This window comes from Croceitalea dokdonensis DOKDO 023, assembly GCF_001306415.1.
GTDB classification, from domain to species: domain Bacteria; phylum Bacteroidota; class Bacteroidia; order Flavobacteriales; family Flavobacteriaceae; genus Croceitalea; species Croceitalea dokdonensis.
This window is the reverse complement of record NZ_LDJX01000002.1, coordinates 174860-191152: the sequence shown is the minus strand read 5'-3', so window position 1 is coordinate 191152 and position 16293 is coordinate 174860. Positions and strand designations below refer to the sequence as shown.

17 protein-coding genes and 1 pseudogene are annotated in these 16293 nt (G+C 43.1%); 17 read left to right on the top strand and 1 reads right to left on the bottom strand.

What is annotated here, in order from left to right; all coding sequences use genetic code 11:
* Positions 1-9: 9 nt before the first annotated feature.
* The 11 genes from I595_RS04375 (at position 10) to I595_RS04325 (ending at position 10435) form a co-directional block, all read left to right on the top strand.
* A complete protein-coding gene (locus I595_RS04375; protein ID WP_054558187.1) occupies positions 10-510 on the top strand; it encodes a YcxB family protein in 501 nt (166 codons plus the stop codon).
* Between the two features lie 41 nt (positions 511-551).
* A complete protein-coding gene (locus I595_RS04370) occupies positions 552-1541 on the top strand; it encodes an SPFH domain-containing protein (RefSeq protein WP_054558186.1) in 990 nt (329 codons plus the stop codon).
* 5 nt (positions 1542-1546) lie between these two features.
* On the top strand, positions 1547-2176 hold the full coding sequence (locus I595_RS04365; protein ID WP_054558185.1) for a hypothetical protein: 630 nt from the start codon (positions 1547-1549) through the stop codon (positions 2174-2176).
* A 163-nt stretch (positions 2177-2339) separates the two neighbouring features.
* On the top strand, positions 2340-2747 hold the full coding sequence (locus tag I595_RS04360; protein ID WP_054558184.1) for a hypothetical protein: 408 nt from the start codon (positions 2340-2342) through the stop codon (positions 2745-2747).
* 5 nt (positions 2748-2752) lie between these two features.
* Positions 2753-3616 (top strand): hypothetical protein, encoded by an 864-nt coding sequence (locus tag I595_RS04355; RefSeq protein WP_157449644.1) that lies wholly within the window; start codon positions 2753-2755, stop codon positions 3614-3616.
* Between the two features lie 2 nt (positions 3617-3618).
* A complete protein-coding gene (locus I595_RS04350) occupies positions 3619-6189 on the top strand; it encodes a DUF1963 domain-containing protein (protein WP_054558182.1) in 2571 nt (856 codons plus the stop codon).
* 44 nt (positions 6190-6233) lie between these two features.
* A complete protein-coding gene (locus I595_RS04345) occupies positions 6234-6743 on the top strand; it encodes a hypothetical protein (protein WP_054558181.1) in 510 nt (169 codons plus the stop codon).
* Between the two features lie 50 nt (positions 6744-6793).
* The gene (locus tag I595_RS04340) at positions 6794-7510 is read left to right on the top strand and encodes a hypothetical protein (protein ID WP_054558180.1); all 717 of its coding nucleotides are present in this window, start codon (positions 6794-6796) and stop codon (positions 7508-7510) included.
* A 13-nt stretch (positions 7511-7523) separates the two neighbouring features.
* The gene (locus I595_RS04335; protein ID WP_054558179.1) at positions 7524-8279 is read left to right on the top strand and encodes a hypothetical protein; all 756 of its coding nucleotides are present in this window, start codon (positions 7524-7526) and stop codon (positions 8277-8279) included.
* A 25-nt stretch (positions 8280-8304) separates the two neighbouring features.
* Entirely contained in the window at positions 8305-8508 is a 204-nt protein-coding gene (locus tag I595_RS17330) for a hypothetical protein (RefSeq protein ID WP_157449642.1), read from the top strand.
* Positions 8509-9040: 532 nt separating this feature from the next.
* On the top strand, positions 9041-10435 hold the full coding sequence (locus tag I595_RS04325) for an RtcB family protein (RefSeq protein WP_054558177.1): 1395 nt from the start codon (positions 9041-9043) through the stop codon (positions 10433-10435).
* A gap of 263 nt (positions 10436-10698) precedes the next feature.
* On the opposite strand, the gene I595_RS04320 is transcribed toward I595_RS04325, so the two are convergent.
* Positions 10699-11904: a hypothetical protein gene (locus I595_RS04320; protein ID WP_054558176.1), complete on the bottom strand. Its 1206-nt coding sequence runs from the start codon at positions 11902-11904 to the stop codon at positions 10699-10701.
* A 170-nt stretch (positions 11905-12074) separates the two neighbouring features.
* Here I595_RS04320 and I595_RS04315 point away from each other — a divergent pair, with 170 nt between their 5' ends.
* From I595_RS04315 to I595_RS04290, 6 genes and pseudogenes are all read left to right on the top strand, one after another.
* Positions 12075-12647 carry a DUF6714 family protein gene (locus I595_RS04315; protein ID WP_054558175.1) on the top strand — a complete coding sequence of 191 codons (573 nt, stop codon included), beginning with the start codon at positions 12075-12077 and terminating at the stop codon, positions 12645-12647.
* 256 nt (positions 12648-12903) lie between these two features.
* A pseudogene (locus I595_RS17830) lies at positions 12904-13104 on the top strand (DUF7737 domain-containing protein); the annotation flags it as partial.
* A 144-nt stretch (positions 13105-13248) separates the two neighbouring features.
* On the top strand, positions 13249-13665 hold the full coding sequence (locus I595_RS04305; RefSeq protein ID WP_054558667.1) for a hypothetical protein: 417 nt from the start codon (positions 13249-13251) through the stop codon (positions 13663-13665).
* Between the two features lie 92 nt (positions 13666-13757).
* Positions 13758-14282, top strand: coding sequence for a macro domain-containing protein (locus tag I595_RS04300; RefSeq protein ID WP_054558173.1), 525 nt, complete (start codon positions 13758-13760; stop codon positions 14280-14282).
* On the top strand, positions 14270-15169 hold the full coding sequence (locus I595_RS04295) for a hypothetical protein (RefSeq protein WP_054558172.1): 900 nt from the start codon (positions 14270-14272) through the stop codon (positions 15167-15169). The genes I595_RS04300 and I595_RS04295 overlap by 13 nt, the downstream gene beginning before the upstream one ends.
* 11 nt (positions 15170-15180) lie before the next feature.
* The gene (locus I595_RS04290; RefSeq protein ID WP_157449641.1) at positions 15181-16248 is read left to right on the top strand and encodes a hypothetical protein; all 1068 of its coding nucleotides are present in this window, start codon (positions 15181-15183) and stop codon (positions 16246-16248) included.
* Positions 16249-16293: the final 45 nt, after the last annotated feature.

Genomic DNA, 16293 nt, shown 5'->3' with positions numbered 1-16293 from the left:
AAATACGAAATGAATATTACGACCCAACTAAATTATGAGAACTACGCCGCTTTAATGGTACAACTCTTCTATAAAAGGGGTTTGGTAATAGCCACCGTAGTGCTCGGTGCAATCTTCTTTTTAATAGGGATTTTGGCCTTGGTTTTTCTCTATGATAAAGTGCCTTTTCTCTATATGTTAATTTTTATTGGCGTCGGACTTTGGCTAGTGGTCTTGCCTTATGTTACTGTTAAAATAAAGTCCAAAAGGGATTTTTATTCCAACCAAATGTTACAACAGAAAATGGAATACGAATTTCTAGAGGATAAGATTATTCTAAGGGGCGATACCTTTTCAACTGAGATGCAATGGGCCAAGTTACATAAGGTCGTTGAAACCAAAGATTGGCTTTTACTGTATCAAAGTAACTCTTTGGCCAACTTAATTCCCAAGGAATCCATTGGGGAACAGCTAGTTGAGCTAAAAGCCCTGATAGCGTCCCAGCAAGGGTTACATCAGGAATTAGTGTAAAAACAAGATAGTTTGGAAATCGTTCTAAAAATATAAAGTCTATGGATATCAAAAAACAAATGCGGTCGGTCATCCAATGGGAAAATCCACGGGAATACCAATTGTTCTTCAAGTTTACAGAAAGTGGCGACGAATTAAAGAACGCCTCCAAACTGATTTTACAGCCTGGTCAAGGCTGTATTTTCACCTATGAAGGCAAGGTTGAAGGTGTTTTTGAAGAAGAAGGGCTGTACGATTTAGAAACGGCCAACAAGCCTTTTTTGACCACCATGCGCAAATTTATGAACGCTTTTGAGAGCGAGCATAAAACGGGCATTTGGTTTTATAGAAAAGCCGATATGGTAAACGTGCGCTGGGGCACGCGAATCCCCATTACCTACAACGACCCGGTGTATGGTTTTCCGGTAAAGTTGCGGGCCTATGGCAATTATTCCATCCGCATCACCAAAGCGGAGAATTTTTTTGAAAACATTCTCGCCGGTCAACAAGACTATTTTGTGGACCAATTACAAGAAATTTTCTTGTCCCGCATCACACAACCCATATCCAACTATTTGGCCAATGCAAAATTTTCCTATGCCGAAATAGATTCCAATATAGAACTGATTGCAGCGGAGGCCAAAAACAAATCGGGCTCCGTTTTTGAAAATTTAGGGTTCCAGTTGCTCGATTTCAGGATTGAAGGAAATTCCTTTGATAAGGAGACCAATGACCGTATCAATGAAATCAGCGATGTTCAGGCAGAGGTGCATTCCGCCAATATTGCTGGGGTAGATTTTGCCGAACTCCAAAAATTAAAGGCTATGCGCGATATGGCCAAGAATGAAGGTGTTGCTGGTGCCGGTATGGGCGTGTTCGCAGGAATGAACATGGGCAATGCCATGGGGCAGCCACAGCAACAGGAAAAAGCGCCGGAACCAAAAACGGATGTCCGCTCAAAACTTAAAGAGTTAAAAGAACTTTTTGAGGACGATTTAATATCCGAAGAAGAGTTTAAGACAAAAAAACAACAACTTTTAGACCAAATGTAAAGACTATGAAATCCTTGACCTTAATATTTTTAGCGATAATAGCAAAAACAGCAGTTGCTCAAACCAGTTTTAAACCTGTTGAAAAAGAAACCTTGGACCAATGGATAACTGAGGCCCGCGAAAAAAATGAGATCGCTACGCAACACCTTCCAAAATTCAGGAAGGAACATGCAGACGTGCTCAAGGAACCGGAAGATGCCAACAGAATATTTGATTATGGTCGTGTGCTGACCATGTTGCTACAACCCGCCCTTTCAACGGCAACGGAAAACCCCATGTCCAAAAGCGCAAATAAAATTGCAGAAGAGGCGGAACAAGCCTATCTCGGCGCTATTGATTTGTACAAAAACCATGGTAGGGCAAACATTATGTTGGGGCTGCTTTACAATCAGCAGGGCAAATACACGTACTCTGAAAAATACCTTGAGGTTGGCCTACAACTGGAAGAAGGCGGTGAGGATTGGATGGTCGCTGCCAATCAATATCTGTTGGCCGGTGCATATACCTATAATACGGATGAAGAAAAGTATCAAGCAGTCTATAAAAAGTTTAAGGAATACGCACATGCCAATATAAAAGACGGTGCCTATTATAAAAAAATGGCGGTCTTGTATGTTTCTTATTATGAGCGGTAATGAAGTTGGGTAATTGAGGTGCCGCATTACGTTAATCCCATTGCAATACTTATCTAAATACCTTAAAAACCCCTGAAATAAGGGATGTCAGTCATAGTTTATTTCCACATTTTTGTAACGAAAACATGGCAAACCTGTTTTTTTTGAATCCCAATAGCCAAATATGGAAGAAGTCAAAACACAAAGCGAGATATGGCCGTTACTGTCCAAAATACCAAAGAAGCAATTAACACAATTGGTAGAAGGTTACGGCGCTTATGCTGCTAATTTTAAATATATCTATTTTTCCATGCTCGGCTTCCCGGCCATAGTTTTAGGGTATAATCTCTTTTTTGGAGGTAAAAGTTACCCGTACTCAGAGGCAAGGAATATTGAAAACACTTTTGCCATCATCCTTTGTATTTATTTGGTTTGTTTTTTGGTTTTGGCTGGGTTGATAGTAGCTAAAATGCTCAAGGTAAAAAAGGCGCTCCGCCACACCGCAATGCAGCATCGGTTAAACAAAAAAGCAGTGGTAAAGGAATTTCACAACTTTGTGAAGGCTAGCATCGGGGGTCCCGGTTTAAAATAGATAACATGAAAAAAACATACATAGCACTATTGGGAAGTATTTTGATATTAGCGTCTTGTAAGATGCAGCACAAATCGGAACTGGAGCACCAGTTAATCACCTTAGAGGACGGTTTGTCCGCCGGACAAGTCTATGTCCATTCAGATATCAAGGCATTGGCCGTAAATACCTTTCAGTATGGCCAGTGGTTTGATGTGAGATTTGCCAATGTATCCGGGTTCACCTTGGAACAGGGCGATATGTTTCCGGACTTGGATATTACCGTGTTCAACACTTCCGGAGAAATTATTTTAAAGCAGGAAAGCCTCTTGGGCGGTTTGTCACAACCGGAAGATGCTGTTTTGTATGGGACCCTAACCTTGGCCAATCCCATCCTTTCTGGCCAGAGTTATAAGGCGGTGTATCGCCTTTATGACACTAAAAGTGACCATGAGCTACAGACAGAAATGGATTTTGAACTCTTGCCCGATAGTCAAATCACTATAACACCCGATGGTCTCATGGCCAAGGAAGTCTACCTCTTTAATTCGGATACCAATTCCGTACTATTTGGTTCCAATACCCCAAAGGCCAGTAACATTTCCATGGATTTTCAACTCTTGGAAGGGTATCAAAAAAAGAACGGAAGAATACAACTTGGAATGTATACCCAATTGGTAGATTCCCGGGGTAGGGTCTTAACGGAAAATAAAGATGCACTTCCCAACTTTAATGTAGAGGGCATCACCAACGATCAGGTATTAAAGGCCACCTTGTCCCTAAATAATGGTAGGTTTAACAGTCCGTTACGCTGGACGGTGAGGTTATGGGATAAAAATAGCGCTGCGGCGATTACGGCTACGGCCACACTTAACATTGAAAACAATTAGCGATGAAAACATTGACCACCCCAATATTGGAACTACAGCTTCCGGACGACTTCAAAATTACTTATGAAAGTAAAATTGGGTTGCGGGCAGAAGATGATACAACGGATGGTAAGGTTCAGCATCCACATGTAGAGGCAAGGTTATTTGAGATTGCGGATTTAAAGTCGGACGACTATAAAGGAGATACATTGGCAGAAAAGTGGGAAGATTGGTGCATTTCCCTAAATTATAAATCCGAACTTATCCGTTTTGAGGAGACGGAGTTCAAAGGTTATACGTGTTTTATTGTCCATTCCCATACCGATGCCGCTTGGAACGATCTGCATTTTAAATTGCAGTATTTTCAGGCTGCGGTGTTTTTGGATGATATCTATTTTTTAGAGTTCAAGACCATTCATGAAAAAATCCCCTCCAACGAACTGGACAATTGGGTGCTACAAACCTTTGAATCCATTGCCATTTTGGGTGATACGGACACCAGAAAAAAGGCCTATGCCCAGCATGTGCTGGACACGCAAGTAGATTACAAAAAAATATTGGAGGCCCAGCGAACCAAGAAAGAGCAGCAGGCAGAGGAGAAAAAGAACAGCTTCCGGCAGGTGCAGATCCCTAAAGATGAAAAAGAAGTGTTCAAGGTGGGAATATTTGATTTTGAGTTTGTTCCTGAAGAAACCAAAATCAGTATCGGAGCAATGTCTAGAGATATTCAGTTAACGCTCAAGGCCAAGACCAAAGCAATTGAACAAGCGATCAAAACAAAAGTGCTGGATGATTATCCGGGAGATGGTACGGTCACCTTGACCTTTCCCGCAAAGGACATTCATCTAAATGGGCAGCCCCAAGGGCAACTGTATTTTGAAGAGGAAAAGACCAATGCCCCCTTGTTTTTGAATGCCAGAAGCGAAGGGTTCGATTACCGTTTGGCCTTCTCTGGTTCGCTCACCTTTGATAACGGTTGGGTGCTGTTAAAGGGGGAAATGACCAAGAGCTATCACGACAAGGCATTCCCGATTTTTGTGGCCAAAAAGCTGGATATGTCGGCCTTAAATTGGGAGGACTACTGCTTTTCATCCATGGAAGAGACGGCCACCGCCAACCCAACGGACGTACGTTTTCTTTCGCTACAAAATCCAAGTTTTACAGCATTACCGGAGGCCCTGTTCGGGTTCACCCATTTGGAGGAGCTTACGCTGCACCAAAAAGCCAATGTCTGGGATGCGGAAAAACTGCCTTTAAGCGTGCTTCAACCGGAACTGGGGCAATTATCAAAACTAAAAAAGCTCCACATCAGTGGCACCTCCGTGGAACAAGTGCCGGAAAGCATCGGGCAGCTTACCCAACTGGAGCAGTTGAGCATCAACAATAACTTGGTGGAGCAAATACCGGATGCCATTTGGCAGCTGCCCAAGCTCAAATTCCTTTGGTTGTCCGCCAATAAACTAACGAGCATCCCGGAGAACATCGATCTTCCCAGTTTACAGAACATTTCCTTGGATAAGAATGACTTGGCCACCTTGCCCGAATCCTTGGCCAAACAGCCAAAATTGAAACGTATAAAACTGAATGGGAATCCTTTGGCGAGCCTACCAGATGCCTTCAACGCCATCAAGGAAATCGACTTGTCCATAGAGGACAAACAGCGCTTGTTGGACTTTGGTTATAAAGGTGCGGACGGCACTGGGCTCACGGATTGGGACGATACCCACTTTTGGGCGCAACACGATGAAGAGTTGGTTGCTGAGGTCGATGGAGTAATTAAAAATAACAAACTGGAGGAATTTGCCGATGCCCTGCGTCCCATGGTGAAAAAGGGCATTGGTTTTAAGCATACCACGGAAGAGGATTATGCAGCTGTAGGCAATCACCGTTTTGGCGGCATGCCAGATTTGCCAGAACGTGTTCCTTACCCAAGATTCGGTGAAAATTGGCGCGATGATAAAGAAGACTATGTGCTGGAATTTATTGGGCAAATAAATTGCGAGGCCATTGCACATTTACAAGACTATCTGCCTAGAACCGGCACTTTGTTCTTCTTTTTGGAAACTATGCACAACATCTATGCAGGCGATATAAACCCCGGCAAGATCATCTACGTTGGAGACAACAGCACCTTGGCCTCCGGAAAGCGTTTTCAATTTACAAAAGAAGATTATTTTGAGATGTTTGGCGATGGGTATCAAGGATACAAGGTAACCGCCCAAAAAATGAACAGTGCCCCCTCGTTCTATGCCAGTTACGTGAACAAGCATCTTTTTAAGGGAGAAAGTGAGGTTCTGTTGGACAAGGACAGGGTATTGGATGAGCTTTATGATACTTTTGAACAACCGCTCAATGATAAAATACAGTTTGATTATGCCGTTAACGCCCACGGTTTTACCCAACACGAAGCGCCGGAACTGCAGGCATCACTGGCAAAAAAAGGAAATCCCGAGGATTGGGTGACCCTGCTGGTGGTGACCTCGGCCGGCGATATGCAATGGGGCGATGCCGGGGATATCTTTTATGTAATCCATAAGAGCGATTTGGCCAAGCTGGACTTTAGTAATGTGTTTGTGACCTTGGAAAGCAGTTAGGCCAGCTATGGCTTGGAACATTCTTGAAATTAAATGGTTTAATGATGAAAAAAGTGGTTATAGGTCTGGTTATTACGGTTGTTGTTGGTATAGCTCTTTTTATACTGTATGTCTATATGGTCTTAGCGCCAAAGCAAAGCGATGTTTCCAATATAGCTCCGTTCGCTGAATTGATGAGCCAGCCCGTAACTACTATTAAAGAGACCATCATTATAACATACCCGAGTGTTCCACCAGATGAAGATTATGCCTATTATCTTGAAGATGGCAGTGGTTTTGGAATGGAAAAAAGTTTACAGGTTTTGGCGGAACTACCCATAGGCACAAAAGTGAACTTTGACAAGGTAACGTTGATTACAGGGGGCGTTAGTGGTACTACCGCGGCGTATTTGTTCGGCACCGTATTTAGTGAAGAAAAGCAGAAAAGCTATAATATATTTTACAACTGGGGTGAATATCGTTCCTTGTACCAAGACCAGCCCTATTGGTTTTTTGGCGAGACCTTTTGGCTGGATAAACCCCTTGAGAAAAAGTATTTTATTGAGGTGCCTTAATTGGGCTTTCAGCGATGTATTTACGCGTATTTTGAGTAAGCAAAAAAATAATGTTAAATCTAATTCTTGACCATAAAATCTACGCTTTGCCATTAAACATTGGTGCGGTAACCGGTGTCTACACTTTGGATGAAAATTGGCGCACCATGGATTACAAGAATGGGGATGGTCTGCTGGCTTTGTCCCTGAGCTTAACCTATGAGGTTCCTTTGGAAGTTACAGATGCCTTGTTCCACCAAGGTGTGGTGCCCCTGAGCTTGGACGATTTGGAAGAGGGGCAACGCAATCGCCTACAACTGGATTTTGATATCGGTCATTCCAGTTACAATCCCAAAACGGCCAAATTGGACATGCACAATGGGTTTCCCCACTTTCCCCTTCCGGCAGTTTTGGAGAACCACCGTTTTGGAGCGGCCACCTTAGAACAGACCACATGCTGGTTTCCGGAATTTGGCGTTCCAGCGCGGTTTTCGCAACTGGGCTTTGGGCAATTGTCGGAGGGCTCACATATTGGGTTTTGTGCAAAGGGGAAGGTAAAGGACGCCGTGGCGGAACTCGGGTTTTCCATTGGGGAGGAGGCTTTGCCCTTGGCGTACAATTTTCAAATTGAAGGCTATGCCAATGAGTTTGTGGGTCTCTCCGAGGGCGATATGATCAAAGAAATCCAGGATTGCTTTGCATCCATCTATGGAGCCGTGGCGGTACACTCACAAATGGATGGTACGGATGCCCCAAATGGAGGGGTCAGGATACGGTATCGTTTTTAATGGATGATATGTTATGGAAGGCTTTAAAAAACATACACCACTCCAAAACTTGAAACAGGGCGAGTCGCTCAACCTGCTGCGCACTGATTTTGGTGAACCCGCGCCCGTGGTCACCTTCCCGGACCTCTTGGTGGCCAAGCGCAAGCGCAACATTGGTTTTACGGGAGATGAAGCACTTCCGTTCGAAATAACGCATCAGGTAGATGCGGTCGATTTTTACGGGTACCAGTCGTCCTACGAAGCCTTGGGACTGTATTTGTTTCAGTTGCTGTTTTCCAACAAGAACCATATCCATCTAAAACTGACTGGGGAACAATCGAAAATTAAAGATGTATTTTTATATATCGATAGAACGCTTGTAAAAGATTCTTTTCTCAAAACCGAAGCGTTGGCCATTAGGTCTTATGGGTATTACCGGGAGAAGCTGGAAAAATTTCCGCTTTCTGGCCCGGGCTTCAGTGACAGGAGCCTGGCCCTGGAAGACTGCCCCGTATTTTTGTATGGCTGGAGCGATGCACAAAAGAGGTATCTTGAAGACCGTGTTCAATATGCGGACCAACTGATCATTGGCCTTACCGTGGATGGGCTGTGTGCGCTGGCCACTATTTTATTGGATATGGCCGCCGAAGAAAACGACCGGGATGAGGTCTGTCTGGAACACCCCGACCTGGGCTTTGGCGGTACCGGAAAAAACAGTTTGGAAGCCCGTTTTTGGTTGCCCCATAGTTTTGGGTTTTATGACGGTAGCTTGGATGATTTGAAAATATAAGGGAAAAATGACCCTCTAAAACCAAATGCTAAGTGCCGTAATCCAGGACCGCAAAGCGCTTGCTGGGGTTGACGGACTTTGGCGATATCCTCTTAAAGGAAGCCAATGGGCACGGACGGGAGGTGTGCTCCATCTGTCAGATCCTGCCCACAAGGCGCCTCGCCCCAGTGCCCAAAGGAGCGTTCCGTTTTCAAATACAGGTGTTGGCCCTGGAGGAGACCTTCTTTAAAAAGATACAAAAGCCCCGCCGGGGCAGAATCTTTGGTAGGGGCTCCTCCGAGAAGGAAAGGGAGCCCCAAAAGCTGTTCGGCTTCAAGAAACTCAATAGCCTGTGTCTGGACAAAGTGGACGGCGTGCCGTAATACGTTTTGGAGGTCATACTCCAAATGCCCTATTTGGTGGAGCTTAGTTTAACCAACACCGATACGTTCAGGGGGCGGCATAGAATGACGCAGATTCCCACCCAGTTGCACCGCCTGGAAAGTTTGCGTTATTTTTCCGTTATAAGCAAGGAAGTCTTTGATAGCCTATAACCAAATTCCGTCCTATACAGCCGATTATTTTACGGCGCTGATAAAGGCAATTTTATTTTCCTTCATAAGAAGGGTAAACTAAAGGTAGAATTATACTACTTAGTACTACGCAAAATAATTGCGTAGTTGTATCGCAAGTTTGTTACGGAATCATAAACAAGTGGGTTCATGGACTTCATGAATTACCCAATTCATGTTGGAGTCTGTGAACCCTACTAAATAAGAACTATGGAAAATAAAACAAAAATAACCGGAAAAACGCTGATTGAACTAGGTTTTAAATCTGGAAAATGGTTTCCTGAGGCCATTGCCCACATCAATAACCACCAATTGCAAGGATTGGAAATGTTGGCCTATTTAGAGCAGTACCGTCCAGGACCAATTATGGACTTACATCCAGAGGCCATTCCCTTTGCCATAAATATACAAGCGGAAAACGATTTGGAAACGGACAACGTAAACAAGGTCGTAGCTTCTATGTCCATCTTAATGCGCACACCCACGCTGATAGATGGGGCCATCATGCCAGACGCCTGTCCGGCAGGACCTAACGGAACCATTCCAGTGGGCGGCGTGGTGGTGGCTAAAAATGCCATACACCCAGGAATGCATTCTGCGGACATCTGCTGTTCCGTAATGCTGACGGACTTTGGTGACGCTAACCCAAAAACAGTTTTAGATGCGGCACACGCCAGCACCCATTTTGGTCCGGGTGGTAGGGACAGAAATACGCAATACCGACTTCCGTCCGATCTATTACAAGCCTTTGAAAATAACTTTTTATTGAACGATGGAAACATGATACAGGCCGCTAGGTCGCATTTAGGTACCCAAGGCGATGGAAACCATTTTCTTTTTGTGGGAATTTCCAAAAAAACGGGAAATACCATGCTGATCACCCACCACGGTTCCCGAGGACCAGGTGCACGTTTGTATACCAAAGGCATGAAAATTGCCGAACGTTTTAGAATTGAAATCTCCCCTAATACCTTAAAACAAAATGCTTGGATTCCATTTGATACGGAAGAGGGTAAAACTTATTGGGAAGGGCTGCAAACTATAAGGGCATGGACCAAAGTTAACCATGAAGTGATTCATAATGCCACTTTGGAAAAACTGGGATTGGAGGCTAAAGATCGGTATTGGAACGAGCATAACTTTGTTTTTAAGGAAGGTGATTTGTTTTATCATGCCAAAGGAGCAACGCCCTTGGACGCCAAATTTATGCCAGATATTACAGGTCCGCGTCTAATTCCCTTGAATATGGCAGAACCGGTACTGATCGTAGAAGGTAAAACCACGGCAAGCAACTTGGGTTTTGCGCCCCACGGTGCAGGACGTAATATGAGCAGGACCCAGCACAAGAAAAACAAGGCAAACTACACCAATGAGGAAATTTTTGATATGGAAACCAAAGGCCTGGACGTTCGTTTTTTTTCTAATGAGATTGATGTTTCCGAACTACCAAGTGCGTATAAAAATGCCACTGCCGTTCGTGAACAAATGGAAAAGTTCAATTTAGGGACCGTTATTGATGAGGTGATGCCCTACGGATGCATAATGGCCGGGGATTGGGAGGTAAATGCTCCTTGGAGGAGGAAAAAACGACTAAAATCTCGATAAGGTTGAGTTGTTCTCAGGAAAACTTTCCCTGGTGCGCTTGTGGTGCATTAAGAATTGGAGCTAGGTAAAAAGTGGCCGTCTTTTGTCCAAGGCGGCATTTTTGTGTTCTCACTATCGGCTTAAGTCAAAAACATAATTAAAAGTGCTGAATGCAACTGCTTTGCCATTTAACGGTAAATATGCTAACAGGGTTTTTATGGTTTGGTGGATGAAAATTAAACGGCGTCTATGATGGTGATTTGTACAAAATGGCCACGTTATTTTTATTGGGGTTCTTGGACATCAAGATCTCCAATTTCTGTCGTTGCCCAAGCGTATATATCCTTTGTTTTTTGTGTTTTGTAGTCGGCATAATTTTGGACAATCTCTTCCACGGCCACAAAGGAATTTTTTTCATAGCGTACCATATGTGCGTCCATGTTTGCGTCATGCTTTTTTAGCAGCTTTTTCCATGAGCTTGTTAGGGTGCTAACCGCTTTAACTTGTTGGGAAGCTAATAAGCGTCTCAAATGTGCTTCTGCCCTATAAAGAAAATCGGTTTCTTTTATGACCCACTTTTTATGGCTTTCTAAAAACAGGCGTACTGTTTGGTCAATATCTGTCCTTTTTTTCTTAAAAAGCCGTCCGCGTCCTTTTTTTACCCAAGTGTTATATGTGGATATGGAGGAGTAAATGTCGGTATCGTTCAGTGGGGCATCAACATAGGTTGAATGCGTCACTTTAATTGCAAAATTAGCAATGAGAAACTTTTCCGTGTACGGTATTTCCATGTGGTTATAACCATGCGTTTGATCAATGGCCTCTTTAAGCGCAGTACTGCATTTGTTGGGCAAGGCTTCAAGGTCAACATCTTGCAAATGCAGTTGCTTTAACCTCCCCAAGGTAAACAGCCCTTCATTCTTGTCTAGATAACTGTAACGTTCCTGGTTGGTGGTATCCTCCCAGTTTTGCGCTTTGAGCCAGTAGCCTCCAAATCCGGCTCGTATGGCGTAAATATCGGTGAGCTTTTCATCATTAAAAAAAATCCGGTGTTTTCCCAAAAGGTGATAATGGGCAAGCTCATGGGCCATGGTAAACACCAGTGCATCGGAATTTTTAAGGGTGGTCATTCCCAATTTAATGGTGAAGCCGTCCTTGTTCTCTAGATATTCACCAACTTTTAGCCGTTCTTTCCGGTAGAGTTCAGAAGTATCAATAAAACCGGTATTTTCCTTGGTTTCCAAGGGTTTTTCCCAGAAAAACTCCAGTTGTATGTTTGCCCCTGCCAGACCCATATGTTGTTTCACTTGTCTAAAGAGCAGTTTTGCCTCTTCTTTGGTCAAGGTATCATTAAATGGATGTGTAAATGAAGAATAAGGGGTGTTGGTTACTGTTTGTTTGGACAATAGTTCAGCTATAAAACCTATTCTAAAGTTAATGGATGCTGCGGTTTTGGGCTGTTTGTAGTTAAAGGCACTTTTCCAGAACATCTAGGGCTTTTGTTTAAGGATTTTTTCGGTCATAATCTTGATGAGAATAAAAGTAAGACTTTTGTATTGCTTATTTTCACTGGAAACAGGGAATTTAAAAAAGGAACCATCCCGTAATTTTAACGCACCGATAGAGTTAAAATAAACCGAAACAAAATCACGCTAGGCTAATGACCATGATCCTCACTAAAACCCAGCTTATTGGAAAGATCTATAAGGCTTTTGAAGGCGTTGTTCTAGAGGATGGCGTGGGACTTTGGGAAGGGCAGGCTTTGGACGATAGACTGGAAAATACAGCGGCGTACGAGCGCTTAAGGGCAAAAGACGAACGATTGGATTGGCAAAAAATACCAATAGTGCGTTTGTATGAATGCAGTAGTTCCATATCGTTTCATGACGCCAAGGGCATGCGTTTTCACCTGCCCTTATACCTTCTATTTGCTTTGTATGTCTTTATGGACGAAGAGGAGGAATTGCATGAAGACAAAGACTTTACGCTTTGGCCACCGGAAATCCAGTTTGCGTTGACACATAATCTGGAGTCAGACTATTCCAAAAGTCGATTTTCATTATTGAACACGGAACAGATTGCCTGTATTGTTCATTTTTTGGAATATACCAAAGGAGAAAGAGAACGGCATTGTAAACAGTACAGGGTAAAGCAAAACCATCTTTTCAATAAAAATCACGAAGAATTAAAAGAGGCCATCGCTTTTTGGAAGGTAAAGGCACTGGTGCCATAAAAAGAATACAGAAATGATATCAAAACAACAGGCGGCAACCATTCTAAAGGGAAAAAGGAAACAGGACTTTAAGGACGAAACCTTTGGCGGTTTCTCCAAGCCCTACCAAATTTTAGGGAAATTGGTGGTGGGGAAACTTCCCAAATACCGGGACACCACCCCCATGATTTCCTATTACAGCGACGCCTTTGGCAAAGACTATAAAATAAACCCTTGGCAACGCGGTAAAGTGTTAATATTTGCTGAGTCCGGCATGGGGTTAGGCAGTGCCAACGTCAGCAAGGGCGGCCTGGCCCTCAACATCATACCCGTACACAGTCAGCATTGCGGCCGTATGTTTTTGCCCTTTGTGGATGACGACCCAAAAACGGCGGAATTGATTTCAAAAATGAAACTATTGGCCGAAGACCATAAAATCCAGGACCCCACCGTAATGGCGCAGATACATAAGGGGTGATACAGCAACAATGTTATTAGAGTCTGATATAGTAATTAGGATAACATTAAAGACGGAGGGGTTAAACCCAAGTCCTCGCTGTCAAAAAGCGGCTGTGGGCTTTCCGCTGCAATCCCTGACGCAATGAAAATGAACCATAAAGTTATGAACCAACTCAGCCTACAACTAAAACGCCTCGGCAAGAAAAAAGTAAAAACGATTGATGTTGTTCTGGATTCCACCCCGAAAAACCTAAAACAGTTGATTGGGGCCTGCGTGCGCCACGAAGTAAAAAAATACAACGAAAAACGCGAGGGCGATATCGTGCTGTCCTTCTTGAACGCCACCGAAATCCAAGAGCAGGGCGAAACCGGTAAAATAGTGTTTGGCGATCTGGCCAACAAAACCCTGGCCGCGGAAGAAACCGCCATTGAAAATGCCCTGCTGGCGCACAAAGACGGACTGTATCTCGTTTTCGTGGATGACCATGAGATTACCGATTTGGAACATCCCCTGAACTTAACTCAAAAAAGTGTCTTTACCTTTATGAGGATGACATTTTTGTCGGGGGCGTATTGGTAGTTTATGCTTAGTATGAACTTTAAATCCTTTGGACTTGTGAAATTCTGTCGAAGGAAACCCTAATACAAAACAATAGCTAATTTACCTGTAAGATGGACCATATTAAAATCTTTGATAAATCCCATGATATCACAGAAAGGACGATAGACCTTATCGTGGCCCCGGTAAACAAAAGACTGGAAACATCAGGTAGCCACAAACCTTTAGATTATGTAATTTATAATCATAGATATGCTTTGCGTAAATTACATGAGGTTGTCCCCAATAAGGACAAGGTAGCATATGGAGATGTGTACCTTATACCTGAAGAACATGGTGCCCAATCCAGTTTAATGTATGCCGTACTTTCAGAGGCATGCAGCACCGATACTAAAGCATTAAAGCACTTTTATCAAACCTCTTTATCCGCTGCGGCGGCAGAAGGATATCAAAGTATTAGATTTCCCAGTTTGTCTACCGGTGTTTTTAAGTATCCAATGGACCAAGTAGTGGCTGCTGGCCTAGAAGAAGCTATTACTTTTACCAAGTTTAGGGAAATCCAGTTTTATTGTTATAACGATGTGTATTTCCAAAAGTTCAACACCCAACTACAAAAACTGAAAGCATGGAGGAAGTAAAAATCCTAGTGTATGCCTTTGTATCCTTCCTGTCACAGGAACAACTGCCCATCGCCGCAACTTCGGCAGAAATAGAAATCAATAGGGAAACCAGGCAGATAAGACTGCACCAATATGATTTACATTGTACAGAACCTTATGCTGAACTGGCCAAGGCAGGGCTTGACAGTTTAATGCGTACCCATACGTTAAACGCAGATTTGGCCCCCATATCCATGACCTCTAAACATATGTACGAAGATGAGGGTAAACTTAACGCCATTCTGTATTTGCATTATAAAGATGATAAAGATTTACGAAAGATTTCTTTTTATGCCGATGCAGAGGGACGTCTTAGTTACCCCTATATACACCAATATAATTATGACTTGGAACAGGGCCGTATAGATGGGCGGTATATCCGTTTTGATGCGCAAAATACGGTGAAGTTCACCATGCGACAAAAAGGTGATCTGTCCCGGAAAACGTATAGTTTGGCCAACGCATGGAAAGCATTGGAAAATGAAAAATTTATAGATGTTAGTGCTGAGTTCTCCAAAAAAGACTTTGAAAAAGTTAGAAAGTTTGTTTTTAAAAATGGAGACAGAAGAACCTTTAGAAATATGGACAATGGCAACCCCCATTACCGATTTTCAGATTTTGATTTGTATTTGGGCGCTAGTGGGCAATTGAATTTACTAGAGACAAAGAAAATTGCACGCACCAACTATAATGAACTGGTGATTCATGATAAACAGTATTATACCTTATATTTTATTACGGGGGAACAAATGGGTAAAAACCGGACCAACCTCAAAAAAGACAGGGTGTATTGGCATAATACCACCTATGCCCATAAGGAGGCCCTTAAAGCATATTTGCAAAAATTAAAGGACCAAACCTATTGATTCCGGCAGCCATGAAACCAAAGACCCTTTTTATCGTTTTAGGAATTCTGATTCTTCTATTACTAGTGGTCAGAGGCTGCATGTCCTTTGTAAAAAAAGAAGTGGGCAAGGCGGTGGACGGTATCCTAACTGCTGAAAGGGCTAAATTCCTAGAAGGCACAGACCTTTCCACGGCAGCCTATGCGATTATTTTAGATGACCAAAACCCACCGATTTTGATAGATGATAAGGCCGTTTTAGAGGCTAATAAAGATAGTATAGAGGTGGCCATAAGTTGGATGAGCTATCTGCCAGGAGAAGGCCCATCACCAAAAGGTATCTGGCTTTTTAAAGATAACGTGCTTGTAAAGAACAAGATTGCGAGAAAATTCAAAACTTTTGAAATGGGTTCTTTGCGGCAACACGGAAAACCACTGCGGTTTAACGCTATTTACGATTATAGGGAATCTTACTTAAAACAGAAGGACTCCCTAGAAAAAAATAATCGGGTCTATATCACTAGGGCTTCAGAAGTGGATGCTGATGGTTACGAATATCGCTTCAACCTGCATTGCCCTGCTATACTGGTTTCTGAGCAAGATACCATATTTGATCACCATGCCTACGGTAAAGAATTCGCAAACAACATCATAGCGAGCCTTTCGGGATTAAAGGGCTTTAAAGCAGGAGACAATGCGGCTAACATCATGGAAACTGGTCCCACACTGATTATGAAAACAGAGCATGCTACCCATTATTTGCGCAATTCTGAGAACAAAGGAACCATTACCTTGGACGGTTACTTGTTGTATGGCCAACAACTGCATTTTCGGTGTACAAAAGATTTTTACGAGCAGGTAAAGGCACATGATTTTACCCCAGCGTTTGTGAGGGCAGGTTTGTCCAAAAAACAAATAAAGACGCTAATCCAAGAAAAATTGGGACCGTCAAATCAAAAAGATAAGGTAGATGCTGTTTTTGAGGCGATGTTCCCGACCGACTTTTGGCTTGGTGAACTGTTTGGACAGAAATATGAAATGCGCTACTATGAAGTTGTTGATAGTCTAGCTACCGCAAATTTAAAGTTGCACCCAAAATAATAACGGAAAACAGGGGTGTATCGCTGCCCTAAGTGTCCTAATTTT

Excerpts from the sequence above, each read along its gene's own strand:
- I595_RS04325 (WP_054558177.1), top strand. The coding sequence starts at position 9,041 with ATGGAAAATAAAACAAAAATAACCGGAAAAACGCTGATTGAACTAGGT.
- I595_RS04375 (WP_054558187.1), top strand. The coding sequence starts at position 10 with ATGAATATTACGACCCAACTAAATTATGAGAACTACGCCGCTTTAATG.
- I595_RS04345 (WP_054558181.1), top strand. The coding sequence starts at position 6,234 with ATGAAAAAAGTGGTTATAGGTCTGGTTATTACGGTTGTTGTTGGTATA.
- I595_RS04355 (WP_157449644.1), top strand. The coding sequence starts at position 2,753 with ATGAAAAAAACATACATAGCACTATTGGGAAGTATTTTGATATTAGCG.
- I595_RS04305 (WP_054558667.1), top strand. The coding sequence starts at position 13,249 with ATGAACCAACTCAGCCTACAACTAAAACGCCTCGGCAAGAAAAAAGTA.
- I595_RS17330 (WP_157449642.1), top strand. The coding sequence starts at position 8,305 with ATGCTAAGTGCCGTAATCCAGGACCGCAAAGCGCTTGCTGGGGTTGAC.
- I595_RS04370 (WP_054558186.1), top strand. The coding sequence starts at position 552 with ATGGATATCAAAAAACAAATGCGGTCGGTCATCCAATGGGAAAATCCA.
- I595_RS04300 (WP_054558173.1), top strand. The coding sequence starts at position 13,758 with ATGGACCATATTAAAATCTTTGATAAATCCCATGATATCACAGAAAGG.
- I595_RS04360 (WP_054558184.1), top strand. The coding sequence starts at position 2,340 with ATGGAAGAAGTCAAAACACAAAGCGAGATATGGCCGTTACTGTCCAAA.
- I595_RS04365 (WP_054558185.1), top strand. The coding sequence starts at position 1,547 with ATGAAATCCTTGACCTTAATATTTTTAGCGATAATAGCAAAAACAGCA.
- I595_RS04350 (WP_054558182.1), top strand. The coding sequence starts at position 3,619 with ATGAAAACATTGACCACCCCAATATTGGAACTACAGCTTCCGGACGAC.
- I595_RS04290 (WP_157449641.1), top strand. The coding sequence starts at position 15,181 with ATGAAACCAAAGACCCTTTTTATCGTTTTAGGAATTCTGATTCTTCTA.
- I595_RS04315 (WP_054558175.1), top strand. The coding sequence starts at position 12,075 with ATGACCATGATCCTCACTAAAACCCAGCTTATTGGAAAGATCTATAAG.
- I595_RS04320 (WP_054558176.1), bottom strand. The coding sequence starts at position 11,904 with ATGTTCTGGAAAAGTGCCTTTAACTACAAACAGCCCAAAACCGCAGCA.
- I595_RS04335 (WP_054558179.1), top strand. The coding sequence starts at position 7,524 with ATGGAAGGCTTTAAAAAACATACACCACTCCAAAACTTGAAACAGGGC.
- I595_RS04340 (WP_054558180.1), top strand. The coding sequence starts at position 6,794 with ATGTTAAATCTAATTCTTGACCATAAAATCTACGCTTTGCCATTAAAC.
- I595_RS04295 (WP_054558172.1), top strand. The coding sequence starts at position 14,270 with ATGGAGGAAGTAAAAATCCTAGTGTATGCCTTTGTATCCTTCCTGTCA.